General features: G+C 66.2%; 15 protein-coding genes and 2 pseudogenes. 7 read left to right on the top strand and 10 right to left on the bottom strand.

Going from position 1 to position 19,340, the window contains the following annotated elements; all coding sequences use genetic code 11:
• Positions 1-122: 122 nt before the first annotated feature.
• Positions 123-2,069 carry a putative bifunctional diguanylate cyclase/phosphodiesterase gene (locus DT057_RS00640; protein ID WP_128560199.1) on the top strand — a complete coding sequence of 649 codons (1,947 nt, stop codon included), beginning with the start codon at positions 123-125 and terminating at the stop codon, positions 2,067-2,069.
• Between the two features lie 314 nt (positions 2,070-2,383).
• On the opposite strand, the pseudogene DT057_RS00645 reads toward DT057_RS00640, so the two are convergent.
• From DT057_RS00645 to DT057_RS00680, 9 genes and pseudogenes are all read right to left on the bottom strand, one after another.
• Positions 2,384-3,369: pseudogene (locus DT057_RS00645) on the bottom strand (DDE-type integrase/transposase/recombinase).
• Positions 3,370-3,508: 139 nt separating this feature from the next.
• Positions 3,509-3,991 carry a hypothetical protein gene (locus DT057_RS00650; protein WP_128560200.1) on the bottom strand — a complete coding sequence of 161 codons (483 nt, stop codon included), beginning with the start codon at positions 3,989-3,991 and terminating at the stop codon, positions 3,509-3,511.
• The gene (locus DT057_RS00655; RefSeq protein ID WP_128560201.1) at positions 3,992-4,417 is read right to left on the bottom strand and encodes a DUF5681 domain-containing protein; all 426 of its coding nucleotides are present in this window, start codon (positions 4,415-4,417) and stop codon (positions 3,992-3,994) included.
• A gap of 461 nt (positions 4,418-4,878) precedes the next feature.
• On the bottom strand, positions 4,879-5,220 hold the full coding sequence (locus tag DT057_RS00660) for a hypothetical protein (RefSeq protein WP_128560202.1): 342 nt from the start codon (positions 5,218-5,220) through the stop codon (positions 4,879-4,881).
• On the bottom strand, positions 5,217-6,287 hold the full coding sequence (locus tag DT057_RS37370; RefSeq protein WP_128560203.1) for a hypothetical protein: 1,071 nt from the start codon (positions 6,285-6,287) through the stop codon (positions 5,217-5,219). The genes DT057_RS00660 and DT057_RS37370 overlap by 4 nt, the downstream gene beginning before the upstream one ends.
• 271 nt (positions 6,288-6,558) lie before the next feature.
• A complete protein-coding gene (locus DT057_RS00670; RefSeq protein ID WP_128560204.1) occupies positions 6,559-7,035 on the bottom strand; it encodes a hypothetical protein in 477 nt (158 codons plus the stop codon).
• Positions 7,036-7,421: 386 nt separating this feature from the next.
• Positions 7,422-10,373 (bottom strand): DUF927 domain-containing protein, encoded by a 2,952-nt coding sequence (locus DT057_RS00675; RefSeq protein WP_128560205.1) that lies wholly within the window; start codon positions 10,371-10,373, stop codon positions 7,422-7,424.
• Positions 10,374-11,177: 804 nt separating this feature from the next.
• Positions 11,178-11,309 (bottom strand): hypothetical protein, encoded by a 132-nt coding sequence (locus tag DT057_RS37155; RefSeq protein ID WP_269153127.1) that lies wholly within the window; start codon positions 11,307-11,309, stop codon positions 11,178-11,180.
• A gap of 221 nt (positions 11,310-11,530) precedes the next feature.
• Positions 11,531-12,313 (bottom strand): hydantoinase B/oxoprolinase family protein, encoded by a 783-nt coding sequence (locus tag DT057_RS00680; RefSeq protein ID WP_128560206.1) that lies wholly within the window; start codon positions 12,311-12,313, stop codon positions 11,531-11,533.
• Between the two features lie 41 nt (positions 12,314-12,354).
• On the opposite strand from DT057_RS00680, the gene DT057_RS00685 reads away from it, so the two are divergent.
• The 6 genes from DT057_RS00685 to DT057_RS00710 all read left to right on the top strand — a co-directional run bounded on the left by DT057_RS00685 (position 12,355) and on the right by DT057_RS00710 (position 18,867).
• Positions 12,355-13,320, top strand: a complete 966-nt coding sequence (locus tag DT057_RS00685; protein WP_128560207.1) for an IS481 family transposase — start codon at positions 12,355-12,357, stop codon at positions 13,318-13,320.
• Between the two features lie 326 nt (positions 13,321-13,646).
• Positions 13,647-14,669 carry a TRAP transporter substrate-binding protein gene (locus tag DT057_RS00690; RefSeq protein WP_128560208.1) on the top strand — a complete coding sequence of 341 codons (1,023 nt, stop codon included), beginning with the start codon at positions 13,647-13,649 and terminating at the stop codon, positions 14,667-14,669.
• A 189-nt stretch (positions 14,670-14,858) separates the two neighbouring features.
• Positions 14,859-15,530 (top strand): GntR family transcriptional regulator, encoded by a 672-nt coding sequence (locus DT057_RS00695; protein WP_128560209.1) that lies wholly within the window; start codon positions 14,859-14,861, stop codon positions 15,528-15,530.
• Positions 15,527-16,735 carry a CaiB/BaiF CoA transferase family protein gene (locus DT057_RS00700; protein WP_128560210.1) on the top strand — a complete coding sequence of 403 codons (1,209 nt, stop codon included), beginning with the start codon at positions 15,527-15,529 and terminating at the stop codon, positions 16,733-16,735. Before DT057_RS00695 ends, DT057_RS00700 begins: the two co-directional genes overlap by 4 nt.
• A 48-nt stretch (positions 16,736-16,783) precedes the next feature.
• Positions 16,784-17,947 carry an iron-containing alcohol dehydrogenase gene (locus tag DT057_RS00705; RefSeq protein ID WP_128560211.1) on the top strand — a complete coding sequence of 388 codons (1,164 nt, stop codon included), beginning with the start codon at positions 16,784-16,786 and terminating at the stop codon, positions 17,945-17,947.
• 2 nt (positions 17,948-17,949) lie between these two features.
• Positions 17,950-18,867, top strand: a complete 918-nt coding sequence (locus tag DT057_RS00710) for a hydroxymethylglutaryl-CoA lyase (protein WP_128560212.1) — start codon at positions 17,950-17,952, stop codon at positions 18,865-18,867.
• A 91-nt stretch (positions 18,868-18,958) separates the two neighbouring features.
• On the opposite strand, the pseudogene DT057_RS00715 reads toward DT057_RS00710, so the two are convergent.
• Positions 18,959-19,066 (bottom strand): annotated as a pseudogene (locus tag DT057_RS00715) (transposase); the annotation flags it as partial.
• Positions 19,067-19,340: the final 274 nt, after the last annotated feature.

A 19,340-nucleotide genomic window follows, 5' to 3' on the forward strand; every position in this document is an offset into this window, starting at 1 on the left:
TTCGCGGGCCTCCCCGGCCCACAACATCGGAGAGAATTCGCTCGCGTATTCAACCTTAAATTGAAACAACTCTTAAGTGCGGCCGGCTAACCTGCCGTCCGTTTACAGGATCGCCCACCTCGATGAAGCACTGGAAAGAATTTCTCACTGGAGTGTCCGGCAACCCGCTCTGGTCCGACATCGAAGGGAGGCAAGTTGCCGAACTTAAGAAATACATATTGTCTTTGTATACACTGCTTGCCGTCAACACATGCGCGCTGTCGTTCACACATTACGCCGTGGCGCCGGCCTGGATGACCCTGGGCATGCCCGGAGCCCTCGTGGCGCTCTGCGCGCTGCGGGCCATCCATTGGTGGCGCCTGCGGGCCCAGGACTTGCCGGTGACGGACGCCGTGCGCCAGTTCCGGGCCACCAGTCTCTTGACGGCCGTGTTCTCGGCCGCCTTCGTGACCTGGGCGATCGCCCTCGGCCGCTTCGGCGGGCCGTTCGAGCAGGGGCACGTCGCGATCTTCGCCGCCGTCACGGTCGTGGCCTGCATCTTCTGCCTGCCGCACCTTCCAGTCGCCGCCTTCCTGGTGACCGCCATCGTCATGGGCGTCTTCCTGGTCGACCATCTGACCAGCGGCAACCGAATCTTCGTCGCAATCGCTCTGAACACCGCCTTCGTGACGGCCGTTATGGTGCGCATCCTCGCCGACAACTTCTTGACCTTCACCCGGCTCGTCGAAGCGCAGGCGCGCGCCGAGCGGCTAGTGAACGAGAACGCGCGACTGGCCCATACCGACAGCCTGACCGGGCTTCCCAATCGGCGCTTCTTCTTCCAGCGTCTCGACGGCCTGCTGCAGGATGCGGCCGGAACCGACGCGCCGTTCGGCCTTGCGATCCTCGACCTCGACCGGTTCAAGCCGATCAACGATACATACGGCCACACCGCTGGCGACCGCGTGCTCACCGAGATCGGACGGCGGCTGGCCGCCTTCGCGGGCCCGGACGTCACGGCGACGCGGCTCGGGGGCGACGAGTTCGGCCTTCTCATCCGCTCGTCCCGGCCGGAGGCCGAGGTGATCACCTTCTGCAACTGCATCTGCGAGGCGCTGCGGGTGCCGATCCGGATCGGCGAGGCGAAGGTCGTCGCGGGGTGCTCGTGCGGCCTCGCCCTCTATCCGAGCGCCGGGCGCACCGCCGACGCGCTGTTCGACCGCGCGGACTACGCCCTCTACCACTCCAAGGAGCGCCTGCGCGGCGCCGCGACCCTGTTCTCTCGGGAGCACGAGGACGCGATCCGCGCCGAGCTGGCAGTCGAGACCGCCCTTCTCAGCGCCGACCTCGCCGCCGAGATGGAGGTGTACTACCAGCCGATCCTCGACACGGCCACGGAAGCGGTCGCCCTCGTCGAGGGCCTGGCGCGCTGGACCAGCCCAACTCTCGGCCGCGTCCCGCCCGACCACTTCATCGCGGCGGCGGAGCGCAGCGGGATCATCCACACCGTGACGATCCTGCTCCTGCGCAAGGCGCTAGCCGATGCCACCCGTTTGCCGCTGGAGGTCGGCCTGTCCTTCAACCTGTCGTCACACAATCTGGCATCGTCCGAGACGGTCTGCGCGATCCTCGCGGCGGTAGGCGAGAGCGGCCTCGATCCGCGGCGGCTCACGCTCGAACTGACCGAGACGGCGCTGATGCGCGACTTTCAGCGCGCGAAGGAGGCCATCGCCACCCTCAGGGCGCTGGGCATTAAGATCGCGCTGGACGATTTCGGGACCGGGTATTCCAGCCTCGGTTACGTCCATCGCCTGCCGCTCGACAAGATCAAGATCGATCGCAGCTTCATGGCCGACATCGAGTCCGATCTCGGCCGCAGCGTGGTCGTGACGATCCTCGACCTGTGCCAGAATCTCGGGCTTGATTGCATCGCCGAGGGCGTCGAGACGCGCGAGCAATTGGCGGCGGCGCGCCGCCACGGCTGCCGGTACGCCCAAGGGCATCTGCTCGGGATGCCAATGCCAATCGGAGATCTTTTATTCTGGCTTCAGGGCGCTACGGCGCCCGGCCGGGGCCAGCTTCACGCTTGACTGCCCCTATCCCGCTGACCTAACCGGCTGGCTTTGGACCGGGCTGATTGAGAGGATCAGCCAGGACCAGAGGAGCTTGGTATGAAGCGAGGTTGCTCTTCTGAAACCCTTCGCTGGTGTGTCGGGTTCGGGCCAATCTGGTCGTCAGCAAGTAAGCTCTGATGCGCGGGATGACGAACTCGGCGTTGTGCGTCGCCAGAGAGGCGCTCGCGGCCGGTCAGGCTGCGCTGCCGCTTTACCCCAGCAGCACCTCGCGTCACGACTACACGCAGCGGCAACTCTTTGCTCTTCCTCGGATTTCGCGGACACGGGTTTTAGCTGTCTGGATGCAAAACCTCCTTGGCAGCCGCGACAACCTTGAGCGCTTTGGGGAGAACGCCATTCTCAGGCGGCTTGGTGGCGGGCTTGGCCAGCTCGGGTTTCGCCTTCAGGTGCTCACGCAGCACCATGTCGGGTGAGCGCCACTTCAGGGCACGCTGACGACGGCTGTTGTAAGCTGTGTTGAAGCCGGCCAGCACCGTCTCAAGATCACGATGGTTATAGATCGTGATGCCCAGTACCTCGCGCTGCACACGTCTATTGAAGCACTCCACCATTCCGTCGGTGCGCGGCGTGTAGGGCCGGGTTGCGCGATGCTCGATCTTGTACTGCCGGCAGGCTTTCTCGAAGCTATCCGAGGTGAAGCAGGAGCCGTGGTCGGTGAGGATGTACGTGATGTGAAACGGCAAGGCCGCAAGCGCCTCGTCCAGGAAGGCGATGGCGGAGGCCGCGATCTCGTCATCCTTGACGGCCAGGTGCACATAGCGCGAGGCGCTGTCGGTCGCGACATACGGGTAGCGCTTGCGCCTCATTCCATCGCGATCCCGCAGCTTGGGCAGGTGCATCACATCCATGTCGACGAGCCGATCTCGTATTCCTTGAAGGAGCTGTGCGGCTTGCACGTGCGGTCAGCGGGCGGCAGACGGTTGAGGCCCTCGACCTTGAGGATGCCGCAGACGGCATCCCGGTTCAGGTGGGGCAGGAAGTGGCTGACGATGAAGGTGAGATCGTCGAGCGGGAAGCTGGTGGTGCGGCGGAGCGCGCACGCGATGGCGCGCTCCTCATCGCTGGCTTTTCGGGGCAGCTTGTGAGGTCGGGCGGAACGGTCCTGGCAGTCGTCAGGTCCGCGCTTGCGCCATATGCGTATGGTCTTGGAGGAGACGCCGTAGCGCTTGGCCAGCACGCTGGAGGGATCCGGGGAGCGGGCGATCTCGGCGCGGACGGCCGGGGTGGTGCGGACATTGGGATGGATCGCGAGCATTAGCGCGCCTCCGGGAGGAACGCTTTGGCGGCTCGAAGCGCCAGGCACGCTCCTCAATCGCCCTACGAACCTGATCCCAACAACGTTCCGCTGCCAAACAATGCACCACGGCGGCTCTCGCGATAGCCGACGGTTAGGATCATGCCACTGCGCGGATCTCCTTCGGCAAAAGGCCACAGGATCGGATCCAATCGTCCAGGCGCTCCTCGACGTCGGTCCATCCCAGGAAGGCGCCGCCCATCGCGCAGTCCGCCGTCACGCCGTCGAGGATGCGAACAAGGCCGGCGAAGATCTCGTCATTATCGGCTCGGTCGCGGTCGACCCGCTCCGTGCGGAGGACCTTGGTGAAGGCGCTCTCTAGGTGCCGGACACAGGCATCCGGATCCTGTTCGGCCTGACGGTCCATGTCGGCATAGTCGCGATACCCGAGGCCGCGGGCGAAGCCGTCGCAGACGCCGTCTACGCTGCGCGACGGGTCGAGGTCCTGCGGCTGCGGATAGCCGCCCAGTCGCGCCGCGATCACGAACATTGTAACCGGGATTGACCCAGGCGGGATCTGCTGCAAGGCCGTGATCCGGCGCGCCTCGAGCCGCCTCAGCCGGTCCTTCATTCGCGTGTGCATTTAGGTCCCTCCGGTCCTAGCTTCGAGGGCGGCGAGGCGCTGGGCGAAGTCGGCCGCCTCTACCGCCTTCACGTGGGCGTCGACCAGCTTGCCCAGCTCCGCTGCCTCACTGGGAGTGATGTCACCGGCTGCCACCGCCTCGAGCAGAGCCGCCGTGGCCCGGGTCAGGTCCTGGGGGCCTTGGATCTCGGGCAACGGGAAGCGGATCGGGCGGTCCTTGCGGGCCGGGATCAGGCGCTCCATGCACAGCCGCAGCGCCACCGTGTCGCCGGCGAGCGCCATCTCGATCGCCTTGCGGGTGATGCACTCGGCCTCGCCCTCGAGGAGCGCCTCCAGAGCGAGCGTCGCTCGGTTGCGCGAGCCCTTGGCCCGGCCGGCCGGGTTGCCGCTTTGGCCCCTCTCGAACTTTCTGCCTACACCTGGCATCGTCACCACTCTCGCACTGGGTGGCTGCACCAGCAGCCTTGGAACAGAACTCCGCCTCGAACGCGGCAATCCGTGACACCGGCTTCTAGGAATGCCGCGCACCCTTCCAACCTGCAAACTTGGAAAGCGGAGGTACGGGTCATTAGAGACCTCCCGCGGGCGCAGTTTCTGCGGCGCAGGCCTTGGCCTCACGGAGCGTCCGTGCGGTTCGTCGAACGCTCGACAAATGGTCCCGGCCGCCAGGGCCAGGGCGGCGAACCTGGTGCCCAGCGCAACCCACGGCAGCGGCATTGCAGTCGACCAAGAGCAGGTCCCAGATGGCGGCGTGGTAGGCGACACGGGCCTTGCTCATGAGGTGGCTCCCGCGGCGGCTGCGGTGCCTTCCTGCGCGCGGCGGCGCTGCTCGGCCCATTGCCGGTCGCGCTCGGCTTGCTCGGCCTTGGCGCGCTCCGGCCACTCCTTCATCTCGCGGTCGGCTGCGGCCTGCGCCTCCCTGGCGGCCTTGCCCGCTGGCGCCGCACCCTCGCGGCCTCCCGGCGCTCTTGGTCGCGAATGGCCTCCTGCTGGGCGGCCTTCTCCCGGGCCTTCCTCATCGCCTCCGCGAACGCTTCCGACAAAGCGTCCTCGAACCGCTCGCTGTCAGGGTCTCGGCCGGCGAGGCGTTCGGCTTCCTCGAACGACAGCCCGGCGGATACGGCCACACGGGCGGCCGCAGCCTGACCCGCCTGGCGCTCGCCCTTCGTCGACCCGCCGACGGCGAGGGCCATGCACTTCCGGAGCCAGGCGCTGTCGAAGTTTCTCACGATGCCCTCCGGATGTTGCCGACGGTCTGCGGAGAGACTGCGGCCCGGCGGGCGATCTCGCGGTCCGAAAGGCTGAAGCCGAGCAGGGCGAGCACGTCGCGGCGCTTGTCGGCGTTGGTTCGGCGCAGGGGGCAGGGAGCCGAACGGATTACATCCAGTCGGTCGTGTCCAGTTTGGACGGACGAGTTCAGAACCCGCCCATCAGACAGGTTTAGCGCCGCCGCCGTGAAACTCCCCGATCCCGGAGAATCCCTGTCCTTTGGGCGTCCAGAACGAACGCTCGCTGACTCAGCATCCTGATCCCGTATGCGCTCGGCCATGCGCTCGATGCCGTTGCACAGGGTGGTGAGGCAGGCCTGATCGTCGCTGACGTCGCGGCTCGTCCCCCAGTCCAGGACGCACTGCATCCAGTCGAGCCGGGCGCGCGTGTCCCGCAGCGAGCGGGCCGGCAGGGTGTCCAGCAGTTCCTCGAGGACGTGCCGGCGGGCCTGGACCGCGAGCGGGTGGTCGATGTCGGGGCAGAACGCTTCCTGCTCGTCGCACCGCTCGTCCCAATAGCGGTACTCGGTCCAGACGCCGTGCACCGTGTCTGGCAGCGGGTAGCCTTCCGATATGGCCGCGCGGGCGGCAGGCGGCAGATCCGGGCCGCCGCTCCACCCCTGCAGGGTGTCCATCTCGCCACCGATGACGGGCTTGCGGGTGATGATTGGCCGGCACGCCTCCTCAAGGGCCCGCTGGATCTCGCATGTTTCCCATACGGCCTCTTCGGACCCGTACCGCGCCAGGGCCTCGGCGCGGCGGGTGGCGCGCCTCGCCTCGCGCTCAGCCTTCTGGGCCCGGAACTCCGGCGTTTTGAACAGTTCTTCGAACGGGTTGCGCGGCGGTGGTGCGGGCTTCGCTGCGGCCCGAGCCTCGGCATCCAACTTGGACACAGCCTGCTCGACGGTGAGACCGGCCTTCCGGGCGAAGGTCTGCATCTTCACCGCTGCGGCAGCGCGCTCGCCAGCCGTAGCGGCACCATCGTGGAGGGCGCGAACTTTGGCGAAGGTTTCGAGGCCTGCGGTCATCGAGCCTGCTCCAGCCTGTCGGGACGGTGGAACCGGGCGAAGGTCGCCAACACGCGCCTGCGATCAGGCGGCTCAAGGCGGGCGAACTCGTCGACGGCAGCCCGTAGTGCGTCCCCGTCCCATTCTGCCCGCTGCAAAATATCGGAGAGGGCGTGCCCATGAGGTCCACAGCAGAGGTGCACAACGGCTCGCAGCGAGCACAGGCGGGCCAGGCGCTCGGCCGAGTCGAGGCCTTCCTCGAAGGGCCCCCAGCGGTCAGCTGCGAGAATCATCAGCCGAACTCCCACAGCGGTATGCCTCGAGGAGCGTGCGGGCGGCGACGGAACGTGTGACGGTCGTGGTGGATGGCGTCCCGGGTGATGACGACGACCGGCCCGCCGACCACCAGGGCGAGGGCACCGCAGTGATCAACGCGGACCGTGCCGAGCATCGGGTGAACACCCCACAGCTCGGGCGTCGTCCAACCCAGCGCCTCCGCCTGTGCGCCGAAGGCGTCGAGGAACGCCATCGCTCGCGCGTAGACCTGGCGCCACTCGCCCTCGTGGTAGTCGGGGCACTGTGGAGCGTGGGGCGAGAGGCGGGCCACGCCTGCGCGCCACAGGCCGAGACCATCTCCAGCCGGAAGGGGGTCGAGGACGGTGGGCGCGGCTGGAACACCAGCGCAGGCCTCAACCTCATCGCGGGACATGCCACCGACGAACGCCATGATGGCGGCCCGTTCCTCGGTGCCGGCGGCGAGGGGCGGCATGGGGGGAGCGGCGCCCGGCAGAGGGGCGGCTCCCATTTCCCACATTTCCCACTTCTGAGGAGGGATGTGGGAAATGCAAGTATCTGGATTTGCGGTCTTTTCCCACGCTTCCCACATATCCCACCGTTTCAGGTTAGGTCTCTCTTCGCGCGCACTCGCGCCCGCGCTCGCGCTCACCTGGGGTCCGGAGTTCGGTTCGGACCCCAACCCGCATTCACGCGAGTGGGAACCGTTGGAAATGTGGGAAATGTATTTTATATCAATATCTTGAACGTTCCCACATGGGTCGTGAGAAGTGGGAAAAGTGGGAACGGCGGGCGCCGCGGTTGGCTCTGCGGGGGGCGCCAGTTCAACGGCGAGTTCGCGGTTAAGGGCGGCGAGGTCCATCAGGCCCGCCCTCCGCTGTGCACCGCGAAGACCGGCTCGGAGCGCCCGCTGCGGCCGAAGCCGGACCGAGAGAGGGCGTAGGCTTTCACTTTCCCGATCTTCGGGACGAAGTTCACGAACAGGTGCCGCTCGCCCTTGGTCTTGGCAATGAGCCCCTGCCTATCGAGGGCGCGCCCGATCTCGATCTCCTTGAGGGCGCCGCCGGCCGCCTCCACGATGCGGTGGGCCGGGATGTAGACCGCCTCTTCATCGTACCAGCCGACGGCGTCGCGGTTTGGCGCCCGGATATCCTCATCCGCGACGGTCGGGTGGATGCTTGAGCCCCACCGCTCAGCGATCCAGGTGCGCAGGTTGGCCGTGGCCTGTGCCTCGGGGTCCAGAGCGACAGCGTCGGTTGAGTCCTGAAACTTCGCCCAGGCCCAGCGGATCGCCCTGCCGGTGTCCATAGTGGCGGGCAGCAGCCCGAACTTGCGGGCGAGGATGCCAGCCGTGCCGATGATGGCGAAGGGCAGCGCCGCCCGAACCAGTGTGCCCTCCGCGTTCGGGCCCGCTAGCGATACTGCCGCGGCGTTGATCACCGCCCGGAGATCCTGCGTCTCGTGGTGCAGGCCCTCGGCCACGATGCTCTCGACGAAGGCCGGCCCGGCGTGGCCGAAGTGCTGGTCGACGGCGTTGATCTTGGCGAGCACCGCCCGGTCCACCGCGCGGTCTACGCCCGTGATGTCGACGTCCGGGATGCGGACGGCCATGCCGCCGAGCCATTCGCCGCCGTCACCGCGGATCTTCTCCTCCAGGCTCTTCTCGGCCGAGAGGATGATGAAGGTGCTCCAAGTGTAGCTCGCCCGAAGCGTGGCGTCGGCGCTCATCCGTTGCTTCCCGACGCCGCTCGCGAGGCTGTAGATGGTCCGCCCGAGTTCCTTGCCGTTGACGTGCCCCAGCTCATCCATCGCGAGGACGGTGCTGTGCGACCGGGCGGCCATCGCCTCGACGCCGTTCGCGGTTGCCCTGGCGGTCTGTAGGAGGCTGTCGCGCTGGTCGAGAGCCGCCCGGGACCATGCCGAGACAGCGAGGCGTTGCGCGGTAGTCTTGCCGCCCGTGGTCGCCCCCGAGAGGTTGATACCGCAGCTGTCGAGCCCGACGAGAGCTAAGAGCGTGCCGGCGAACCCGGCCATCGCGCCGATCGCCCAGTGTTCGCAGCGTGGCACGCCGACGGCGATGGCGATGGCCTCTTTCCAGCCCTCCAGACTTCCGCCGCGCGCGATTCCCTCGCTCACCCGGGCGGCCATGGACAGTTCAAGCGGCGTACCCTCGGGTGCGCCGATGATCCGCCCGCTCGGGCAGACGAAGAACTTGCCCGCTGTGCCATCGACTCGGTGCCAGCCCGGCCGGCGTACCACCGAGATCTCCTGTTGCGGGTCGGCGGCCTTAAGCGCCCTCACCGCGACGTGCTCGCCTTCTCCCTCGGCCCGGAGGCCGGCGCCGAACAGCATGGCCCGGATCTCAGCCGCGCCCTGCTTCGCGAAGGTGGCCCGGTCGACGTCGATGGTGCGGCGCTTCCCATCGAACCCCTCGACGGCGAGCCGCAGGCCGTAGGCGTCGCCGTCGTCGACCATTCGCAGGCGGGCCACCACCCCCAACGGCGAGGTCACCGGCACCATATCGATGCTGTAGCCGACCTTCACGGCTTGGTGCACCCATACCTTGCCGGAGCGCGTGCGCTGATAAGTGAGGGTCATGCTCTCCAAAGCGGGCAACGGGTAGTCGCGCGCGACCGTCTGCACGGTAGCGATGCCCTCAAGCCGGTCCCGCTCCTCCTGGATCTCCGCGGCCGTCGGCACGAACGCCGCCGCGGCGAGGATCCCTGACCGCACGGCCTCGACGCCGTCCCGGCCATGAACTTCGAGCCAGTCGGTCGCGGTCCTAGGATCGCCGGCCAGCGCGATCGCTACGGCGAACTGGGTGTGACGCCGGATGCCGAAGGTCCGTGCGGCCCGCTCGCCCCGGCGCGTCGGATCGTGGCGGCCGGGCTTGGTGGCCTCGTCCCGATCTGCCGCGATGGTGATCCGCTTCGTGGCTGGCCAGGGCGCGAAGGCCTCGATGCCGACGGCGTTGATGCCCGCAGCCACGTAGGCCTCGCCCGCCTCGATCTCGGGCCGGAACGCGTTAGCAACGGCGGCGCCGGTCTCGATGCCCTCGGTGATGATGCCCCAAGGCGCGGCATCGGCATCGCCCCAGATCACGGCCCGGCCGGCGGTGCTCTCCTCGCCGATCACACGGGCGGATTTCTTCGGATCTCGCGGCTTGCCGTCGGCACGCAGTCCAAGATCCGCCTTTCCGGCCCCACCGGGGGCTAGATAGATGCGGTGGGCGTGCTGGCGCCCATCCGCGTCGGTGATGCCGAACGCGGCGCAGGGGTACTCACCGACCTTCCCCGGCTTATCTCGGCCGGACTTCGGCGGGTCATAGTAGGCCAGCGCAAATAGGCCGACCACGGGCGTGCGCGGCATCGGCACCGCCTCGGGCTCAATTCCGAGCCGGTGCGCGAGATAGGCGCGGGGCAGACTGTCGTTGCGGCGCTCGGCCGGGGCGTTCAGTAGGCTCCAGGCGTCGGTCGCTTGGTAGCTGCCCTCACCAGACTTCCGTCGGATGATGTCAGTACGGCCGATGATTTCAATGCACCGGATCTTTGATCGCTCAAAGTCCAAGCCCTCGACCTTGCTAACTACATCGAACACACTGTCCGTTTTGCCGCCTGTGCAGGTGCAGATGGCTCGGTTCTTGTTCGTGAATCGCCAGTCGCCATCACCGCGGTGGTCGGGATAAGGGCAGTCGATGTGCTCGCTTCGACCCTTCCGCCAGGGAATACCGATCCCGTTCAGGATCTCGATCTCACGGCCTTGGACGGCCCGCTGCGCATCCTTGGTCGAAACGTAGGGAGTGGCTGAACTCATGCCCTCGTCCCCTTTCTAGTGGTCTGTGTACGAGGACGCGGCGCGGGGATGCGGTCGAAGCGCCTGACGAACTCGGCGGCCTGCTCGGATGCGGCCTGGGTGGAGCAGTAAAAGGTGCGCTCGATGCGGCTGTGAACACGCATGGCGATGCGCCACTGATTGATCGCCGTCACGCGGCGCCCCCCTGTAGACGGAGGCGCAGTGCCGAGGGCGTGGTGGACAGGCCGCAGACGTGCCCTTCACGGTCCACGAGGGCCATAAGGCGGCTTGTCAGGGGAGGGTAGGGAACCTTACGGTCAGGCCCGCTTCTTTTCTCGGAAGCTCCAATCTCAGCGCCGTTCCGGGCTCCTACCCCCGGGGCGGCGTTTCTCTTTAAAGTACCCACAACGCGCTCCTGTCGTCGCTGTGCGACGAGGAACGTGGGTTCGTTAGATCAATGAATTAGTTGAGCCTTCCAAGCTGATGACGAGGGTTCGATTCCCTTCACCCGCTCCAACGTTTTCAAGCATTTAGGTGCCACTCAGAGCCGCCCGGGAGGGCGGCTCTGTCGTTCGGGTAACACTACGGGTAACAGGGGAGGGGCTCGCCCAACCCAGATTACCCGTCGTCCAGCGGGGAGGGGCGGCCGAATCAGGCGGTCTGCTGCCAGCTCTCCATGATGGCGAGCCCTCGCACCCGCCCTCGCGCGGTACGCCTCCGCCATTTCGTGATGCCAGGCGGATCGGTCGAGATCCCGCCGCACCTGCCAGACCGCGAAGCGGACATGCAGGGAGGCGAACGGGGAGACGATCAGGAACAGCAGCCTCATTCCGGCTGCCCCCACGCCTGCACGATCTCGGCCAACAACGCTTGATCGTGGATCCGCCGCTCGCAGAGCAACTCGTGCCTGAGCCGCAGTTCCAAGATGCGGTCGCGCTCGCCTTTGTCCTGGGTCATGTGGCGGCGAGCAGCCACCTCGTCGGCGACGCGGTCGCGCCGGTAGGCGAACCGGTCACCCTCCGCCTCCAGCCAGTCCCCGGGTGTTGCTGTCGGGGGTGATGTCGCTGCTCTGAGAGCGCGGCTGACACGTGAAGGCGCCCAGCACTTCCCTGAACCCGGTGAGCAGCCACCGAGCTGTCGGATGCGCATTCTACCCGATCGGCTGGCCTGTCCTTCCGTCACGCAGCCCCGAACCCGCCGCCCCCGCCGGTGCGGATCACCAACAGGTCGCCCTTGCGGAGCACGTCTGACCCCATCGGCCGATACGAAATGCGCTCGTTGCCGCGCAGCACCTCGCAGCTCGCTCGGCTGCCGTCCTGGCCGCCTTTGAGCCCGGCCGCCGGCACGTCGAACCGGTCGGCATTGATGGCGAAGCGGACGCCGTCCTTGAGGATGCGGAAGGCCCGCATCGTGCCGTGGCCGCCGCGATTTTTCCCCTGACCGCCCGAAGCCGGGATCAGGCTGTAGTTCTCAACTCGGAAATAGTCGTAGCCCATGTCGATCATCTCGACTGGGACATTGGTGCTGTTGGAGATCGGCTGGGCGACCCTGTCAGCGCCGTTGCCCTCGGCGGACGCACCCCAGCCGCCGCCATGCACCTCCATGAAGACCTGGTAGCCGCGCTCCTCCAAAATGCTGAGCGAGGTCGAGTAGGTGCTGTCGTAGCCGCAAGCAATGACGCGTTCGGGCATCGCCTGGCCCAGTGCCTTCAGCACCGCATCGAAGGCCCGGTAGATCGGCTCCATCCGGGCCTGGACTGGAGCCGGGTGGCGCGGGTTCAGGAAGCAGCCAAGCGGCGCCTTGATGCTGATCGGTCGGAAGGCGCCCTCGTTATAGGGCACGTCGCTACCGGTCACGATGTCCTTGATCGCCGTCAGCGTGGCCGAGACCGTAGAGGCGAAGGGAGCGTTCAGGCTCGACTTTGCCTGCGCGGCGGTGCCTGTTCGGTCCCGGAGTGTGATGGTGCATCATCGACGCTGAGGCGCGAGGCGGAGGATGCACTATGGCGGGAGTTCTTCACGGCAGCGCCCGCACGACGCCGCGTCTTCGAGCCGAGCTCCCAGCGTCGAAAGAGAGTTGCCGCGCCCTGGCCGCCCGGTACGGCCTGTACCCGAAGACGGTCGCCAAGTGGCGCGGGCGGGCGGTGACGAGCGATGCCCCGATGGGGCCGAGGACGCCGAAGAGCACGGTCCTGACGCCGGCCGAGGAAGCGATCGTGGTCGCGTTCCGACGGCGGACGCTGCTGCCGCTCGACGATGTCCTGGGCTGCCTGCGCGACACGCTCCCGAACATCAGCCGCTCCGCCCTGCATCGTTGCCTGCAACGACACGGTATCTCCCGCCTCCCGGCAGCCGAGAAGGCGCAAACGCGCCAACGGTCCAAGACTTACGAGATTGGCTACGTGCACATCGACAGTTGCGAACTGCGCCACGCCGACGGCAAGTTGATCATGTTCCTCGTTATCGACCGAGTCTCGAAGTTCATCTACGTCGAGTTCCACGATAGTGCGGGAAAGATGGAAGGATCAGCCTTCCTCAGAAACGTCGTGGCAGCTTTTCCCTACAGGATCCACACGGTGCTGACCGACAACGGCATGGCTTTCGCCGACCTGCCGAAAAACAGAACAGAGCCGAGCCGACGGTTCCTCGGACCGCACATCTTCGATCGCGTCTGCAGCGAGCATGACATCGAGCATCGACTGACCAAGCCCTACCATCCTTGGACGAACGGCCAAGCCGAGCGCATGAACCGGACGATCAAGGACGCGACCGTCAAGGTCTTCCACTACGAAGATCTGAAGAGCCTGAAGGCGCATGTCCTGGCCTTCGTCGCGGCCTACAACTTCGCCAAGCACCTCAAAGCTCTTCACTGGAAAACCCCGTTCCAGACCATCTGTCAGGCCTGGACCAAAGACCCCGACCGGTTCAGGATCAATCCGCACCACCTCATCCCGGGACCATACATCTAGTGCACCGACGCCTTCGAAGGGTGCATGGCTCAGTGCGATTTCTCGCACGTTCACAGGTGGTTGGTGAGCAAGGGCCTGCTGCGTCCGTCCGCGCCTGTGCATTAGGAAGTCAGCGCTTGACAGCTTACACGTGAAAGGGATACCGATTGGTATACCAATCGGTATCCCTTCTGGGAAATTTGTCAGTCCTGCCGATGAGGATCCGCAGCCGGAACACATCACGCGCCTGAAGCGCTGTTTGTGCAACAAAGCCTGTATGATTATGGATGTTCCCGGGTTCTCGTAGCAATTACCGTCGACAAGAAAATCAACTTGGAGGAATTCTCATGATAAACAATCAAACGAGCACATTATCCAGACGTGGCTTACTGTCTGGGATAGCTGCTCTTCCACTCGTATCGATAGGCGCATCGCGCGGCAGGGCCGCCGAGTTCGTCTTGAAATACGCGACAGGTCAGGATCCGACACATCCCGTCAACGTTCGCGCGGCTGAGGCGATCGCGCGCATCCGCGAGGCTACGAGTGGCCGCGTCGAAATCAACCTCTTCCCAGCCAATCAGCTTGGTTCGGACACCGATCTGATCTCGCAGGCCCGCAGCGGCGGGATCGAGATCCTCAACATCTCATCTTCGGTCCTCGCAACATTAGTCCCGTCGTGTGGGATGCTGAATACGGGCTTTGCCTTTCCCGATTACGACCATGTCTGGAAGGCAATGGATGGTGCCTTCGGCGATCACGTCCGCGCGCAAATCGCGAAGTCCGGCCTATTCGTAACCGAGAAGATATGGAACAACGGCTTCCGGCAAGTCAGCTCCTCCACGCGCAGGATCACAAACCCGGAGAGCATCAAGGGCTTCAAGATCCGTGTGCCGGTCGCGCCCATGCTCACGTCCCTGTTTCAGTCGCTCGGCGCCAGCCCCACGCCAATCAATTTCAACGAAGTTTACTCTGCCCTGCAGACGAAGATTGTCGAAGGTCAGGAGAACGCGCTTCCGCTGATCTACACGACGAAACTCTACGAGGTGCAGAACAGCATCTCGATGACGGATCACGTCTGGGATGGGTTCTGGGTCGTCGGCAACCGCCGTGCCTTCTCGGGGATGCCCGTGGATCTACGTGACATCGTCGTGAACGAGATCAACAAGTCAGCTATCGAGCAGCGGCAGGATGTTGTCAAGCTCAGCGACACTCTGCGCGGGGATCTCCAATCCAAGGGCATCACGTTCGTCGACGTCGATCGTGCGGCTTTCCGCGATAACTTGCGCAGAAGCGGGTTCTACAAAAACTGGCAGGCCAAGTTCGGCGATGAACTCTGGAATAAGCTGCAGGATGTCGTTGGCCCTCTTTGACGTGGGATGTCGTGAAGCGGTCCGCCGTGGGGGATCCTGTGCTTGACCCGTCGCCGAGTCGCGTGCCGCTCCAGTGCCCCGCCGGCGGTCGTGGCACTGAGCGTCCCAACGCCTGTTCCGACGATGCACCGAGCATAGCTTCACTGCGCTGGCGTGACTTTGCTGCCGCTGCCCGAAGGAGGCGAGAGCATGTCGCAGATGACTGCGATCTACGAACAGCTTCGGGACGCCATCCTCTCACTGAAGATGGCTCCAGGTGAGCGGTTCAGCGAGCGATCGTTGGAAAGTCGCTTCGATGGATCGCGCACTCCCATCCGCGCCGCGCTGGCGCGGCTGGAAACCGACGGGCTCGTCGCCCGGGAGGATCGGAGCTGGATCGTAACGCCGATCTCCCTGGACGAACTCGAGCAAGCCATCGAGTTTCGGCAGGTGATCGAGGTTGAGGTAGTGAAGCTCGCGTGCAGTCGTGCGCAGCACGCCGACATCGCGTTCATCGAGGAGATCCTCGCGTCCTGCCGGGGGGACGAGTCTCGTGCCGCATGGCACCGCGTCGGCTCGGACTTCCACGTCGAACTGGCACGGTTGACGAACAACGGCTTCTACATCCGTGCGGTCGAGGACCTGATGATCCGCTTGTCGCGGGCGCGGTGGCTGGAAGTCTGGACGGTGGAGGGCCGCGACCGATCCTGGGATGAGCATCACGCGATCCTGAACTTCATCCGCGAAGGCCGCGCCGACGAGGCTGCGGCGGCGATCGCGTGCCACATCGATGGAGTGCGGTCACGCAATATCGGCAGCAGGCTCACGGACGTGCCTTCTCATCAGGTCCGCGGCTTCTCCGTAGTAGGAAAGGCATCATGACCCAAAACTTGAACCCTGGCGCACTGGCCGGAATCCGCGTCGTCGAAATGGGCTCGTTCATCGCGGGCCCGTTCTGCGGTCAGCTGCTCGCCGATCTCGGCGCCGACGTCATCAAGATCGAGCCGCCACAATCCGGCGACGTGATGCGCCAGTGGGGTGCCGTCCAGCTCGACGGCAAGTCGCTGTGGTGGCCGGTCATCGCGCGCAACAAGCGCAGCCTGACGCTCGACCTGCGCACCGAGCGGGGACAGGAGATCGCACGCACATTGATCGAGGATGCGGATATCCTGGTCGAGAACTTTCGTCCCGGCACGCTGGAGAGGTGGGGGCTCGGCCCGGCCGCGTTGTGGAAGGCCAATCCCGGCCTGATCGTCGCGCGGGTCTCGGGCTTCGGGCAGACGGGCCCCTACAGCCGCGATGTCGGCTTCGGCGCGATCGCGGAGGCGATGGGTGGGCTCCGCACGCTCGCCGGCTTTCCGGACCGGCCCCCGCCCCGCGCCGGCCTGTCGATCGGAGACTCGCTGGCGGGCGTCTTCGCCGCCCTCGGCACGCTGGCCGCGCTCGAAGCCCGCCGCAAGACCGGCAAGGGGCAGGTGGTGGATGTCGGCATCACCGATGCCGTCCTGGCGGTGCAGGAAAGCATCCTGGCGGAGTACAGCGCGACCGGCTCGCTGCGCGAGAGGACCGGGACGCGGTTGCCCGGCATTGCACCGTCCAACCTCTACCCGACGAGCGACGGGCAGTGGGTGATCATCGGCGCGAACGGGGACGCGATCTTCAAGCGCTTGGCCGAGGCCATGGGCAACCCCGGCCTCGCCGCCGACGCGCGCTACGCGACGCACCGCGCCCGCGGCGCTCATCAGCAGGAGCTGGACGACCTCGTCGCTGCCTGGACGCGGACGCTGCCGCTCGAGGATCTCCTCGCCATCCTCAAGCGGTCCGCCGTGCCGGCCGGCCCGCTCAACGACGCCGCCGGCATCGTGCAGGACGCTCACTTCCGTGAGCGCGGCGCGGTCGTGGACGTCGAGTCCGAGGAGTACGGCCGCCTCACGATGCAAGGCGTGACGCCGCGGCTGTCCGACACTCCCGGTGCAGTGAGGTGGGTCGGTCCATCGCTTGGATGCCACACGCACGAGGTCCTGTCCGAACGGCTCGGCCTGAGCCCGGCAGACATCACCCGGCTCCAGGCTGACGGCGTGATCTGATCCCGCCGCGACGCCATGGCCAGACTCAATCCCAACGAAAGCACGCCCGTGTCAGACATCGCGATCTTCACTGCCATCCAGAGAATGGTGCATGGCTGCGGCGCCCTGAACCAGCTCGCCGACGAGGTCGACCGCTTCGGCCTGCGTAGGATCCTGCTGGTCACGGATCCCGGCCTCGTGAAGGCCGGCATTGCCGGACGCACGCTCGACCTGCTGATGGGACGCGACGTCGAGGTCTTCTCGGACGTCGAGCCGGATCCGAGCATCGAGACGGTGGTCGCCTGCGCCGACCGCGTGAGAACGCTCAAATGCGACCTGATCATCGGCCTGGGCGGGGGCAGTGCCATCGACACCGCCAAGTGCGCGTCGGTCATGGCCACCAACCCGGGCAACGTCGAGGACTACCTCGGCATCGACAAGGTCACGTCCCCGGGCGTTCCGAAAATCATCATCCCGACAACTGCCGGCACCGGCAGCGAAGTGACGAACGTCGCCGTGCTCAGCCTGAAGGCGCAGAACACCAAGAAGGGTATCGTCAGCCGTTACCTGCTTGCCGATACAGCCATTCTCGATCCGGAGCTGACGCTCGGGCTCCCGGCCTCGGTGACGGCCGCAACCGGCATGGATGCCCTGACCCACGCAATCGAAGCCTATGTCTCGCGCTTCGCCCAGCCGCTGACCGACGACTTCGCCCTCAAGGCAATCCGCCTGATCGGTGGGAACCTGCGGACGGCCGTTCACAATGGCCAGAACATCGGGGCGCGCGAAGCGATGCTGACGGCGAGCCTCTACGCCGGATACGCCTTCGGCAGCGCCGCGACCGGGATGGTGCACGGCTTGGCGATGCCGCTCGGCGGGCAATTCAACATCCCTCACGGGATCGCCAATGCCGTTCTGCTGCCACACGTGATGCGCTGGAACCTCGTCGCGGCTCTGCCGCGCTACCGCGACATCGCCGTGGCGCTGGGCGAGACGGTTGCCCATGTCTCCGTCCGCGAGGGTGCCGAGCGGGCGGTCGTGGCAGTCGAAGCCCTGTCGCGCGACGCCGGCATCCCGGCGCACCTCGACAACCTCGGTGTGCCGCGCAGCGCCATGGACGCTCTCGCCCGCGACGGCCTGACGAATGTCCGCCAGATCCGTCCGAACCCGCGCGAAGTCACCTACGAGGGCCTGATGGATATCCTCGGGCGTGCGTTCCGGCCGGAGGGCTGACGATGAAGCTGCCTGCTTTCGCCCACATCACCGAGGTCGGTCCCCGCGACGGCCTCCAGAACGAAGCCCGCTTCATGCCGACGGAAGCGAAGGTCAGGCTGATCGAGCAGTTGGCGGCGTCCGGCCTCGGCGAGATCGAGGTGACCTCGTTCACCCATCCGTCGTGGATCCCGAACCTCGCCGATGCCGAGGAGGTCGTGAAGGCGACCCGCCATCTGCCGGTCAGCGCCTTCGCGCTCATCCCCAACAAGCGCGGCATGGAGCGGGCGCAGCGCGCCGGCATCGCCGGCATGACCTTCGTCTTCTCGGCGACGGATAGCCACAACAAGCGCAACCTCAACCGCTCGACCGAGGAATCGCTGGCGGAAATCCTCGATCTCCACGCGGCCGCAGGAGCGCACGGACTGCGGCGGCGGATCTCGCTGTCGACGGTGTTCGGTTGCCCCTTCGACGGCGAGGTGCCGGACGAACGCATCCTCGCCATCGTGACCCGGCTCGTCGACGGTGGCTGCGAACGGATCGGCCTATGCGACACGATCGGCGTCGCTAACCCGGCACAAGTCGACCGGCTGTCGCGGCAGTTGATCGCGCACTTCCCCGACGTCGTGTTCGAGCTTCACCTGCACAACACGCGCGGCTGCGCCCTGGCCAACACCCTGGCCGGGCTGCAAGCCGGCATCGTCCACTTTGATACCGCCGTCGGTGGCCTCGGCGGCTGTCCCTACGCGCCCGGCGCGACCGGCAACGTCGCGACCGAGGACGTCGTGTCCATGCTGGATGCGATGGGCATCCGCACCGGGGTCGATCAGGCTGCCCTGATGGCGAGTAACCGCCACCTTGCGCAATGGCGGGGCACACCTCTCGACAGTGCAATCTGGCGTATCGAGCAACGCTGCTCCTTACCCGAAACCACCTCCTGAGCGGCGGCTGACGTCCGCGCTGCCAATCGCTCCCACCTCGGAGTGACCCTCATGAACGTCCTGCTCGCGCACATTGCGTGCAACGTCTACGCCAATAGCTCCCCTTCCTCAGCTTCGGGATCGCCAGATCGATCCGGCGCGCACGCGTCTCCCACGACCGGTCCCGATGGCCGTCGCGCTGTGTCAACCGCTCCGGACTCAGCGACGGAACTGGTCATAGACGCTGTGCCAGAACGGGTACTCATGCGGGAGAAGCCTGCAGGACACGCCGCCGCGTAGCACGTACGGCACGGCATGGCATTCAGCATGCGTCGGGCGCGACGAGATCGAGGACGCGTCCGACGCGCCGCCGAGTGGCTTCGACGGTTCCGGGCTCGCCCTGTCGGGTGAGATGCTCGAGCTTTGAGACGAGCTGCTCGATCGGGCTCAGATCGGGGCTGTAAGGGGGGCAGGAACAGGCGATGGGCGCCGGC

The sequence above is a fragment of the Methylobacterium crusticola genome, assembly GCF_003574465.1.
In the GTDB taxonomy this organism is placed as follows: Bacteria; Pseudomonadota; Alphaproteobacteria; order Rhizobiales; family Beijerinckiaceae; genus Methylobacterium; species Methylobacterium crusticola.

Bases quoted from the DNA above. Each gene is read 5' to 3' on its own strand.
- DT057_RS00710 (WP_128560212.1), top strand. From the start codon at position 17,950: ATGAAGCTGCCTGCTTTCGCCCACATCACCGAGGTCGGTCCCCGCGAC.
- DT057_RS00675 (WP_128560205.1), bottom strand. From the start codon at position 10,373: ATGAGTTCAGCCACTCCCTACGTTTCGACCAAGGATGCGCAGCGGGCC.
- DT057_RS00690 (WP_128560208.1), top strand. From the start codon at position 13,647: ATGATAAACAATCAAACGAGCACATTATCCAGACGTGGCTTACTGTCT.
- DT057_RS00670 (WP_128560204.1), bottom strand. From the start codon at position 7,035: ATGCCGCCCCTCGCCGCCGGCACCGAGGAACGGGCCGCCATCATGGCG.
- DT057_RS00640 (WP_128560199.1), top strand. From the start codon at position 123: ATGAAGCACTGGAAAGAATTTCTCACTGGAGTGTCCGGCAACCCGCTC.
- DT057_RS37370 (WP_128560203.1), bottom strand. From the start codon at position 6,287: ATGACCGCAGGCCTCGAAACCTTCGCCAAAGTTCGCGCCCTCCACGAT.
- DT057_RS00650 (WP_128560200.1), bottom strand. From the start codon at position 3,991: ATGCACACGCGAATGAAGGACCGGCTGAGGCGGCTCGAGGCGCGCCGG.
- DT057_RS00695 (WP_128560209.1), top strand. From the start codon at position 14,859: ATGTCGCAGATGACTGCGATCTACGAACAGCTTCGGGACGCCATCCTC.
- DT057_RS00700 (WP_128560210.1), top strand. From the start codon at position 15,527: ATGACCCAAAACTTGAACCCTGGCGCACTGGCCGGAATCCGCGTCGTC.
- DT057_RS00685 (WP_128560207.1), top strand. From the start codon at position 12,355: ATGGCGGGAGTTCTTCACGGCAGCGCCCGCACGACGCCGCGTCTTCGA.
- DT057_RS00655 (WP_128560201.1), bottom strand. From the start codon at position 4,417: ATGCCAGGTGTAGGCAGAAAGTTCGAGAGGGGCCAAAGCGGCAACCCG.
- DT057_RS37155 (WP_269153127.1), bottom strand. From the start codon at position 11,309: ATGACCCAGGACAAAGGCGAGCGCGACCGCATCTTGGAACTGCGGCTC.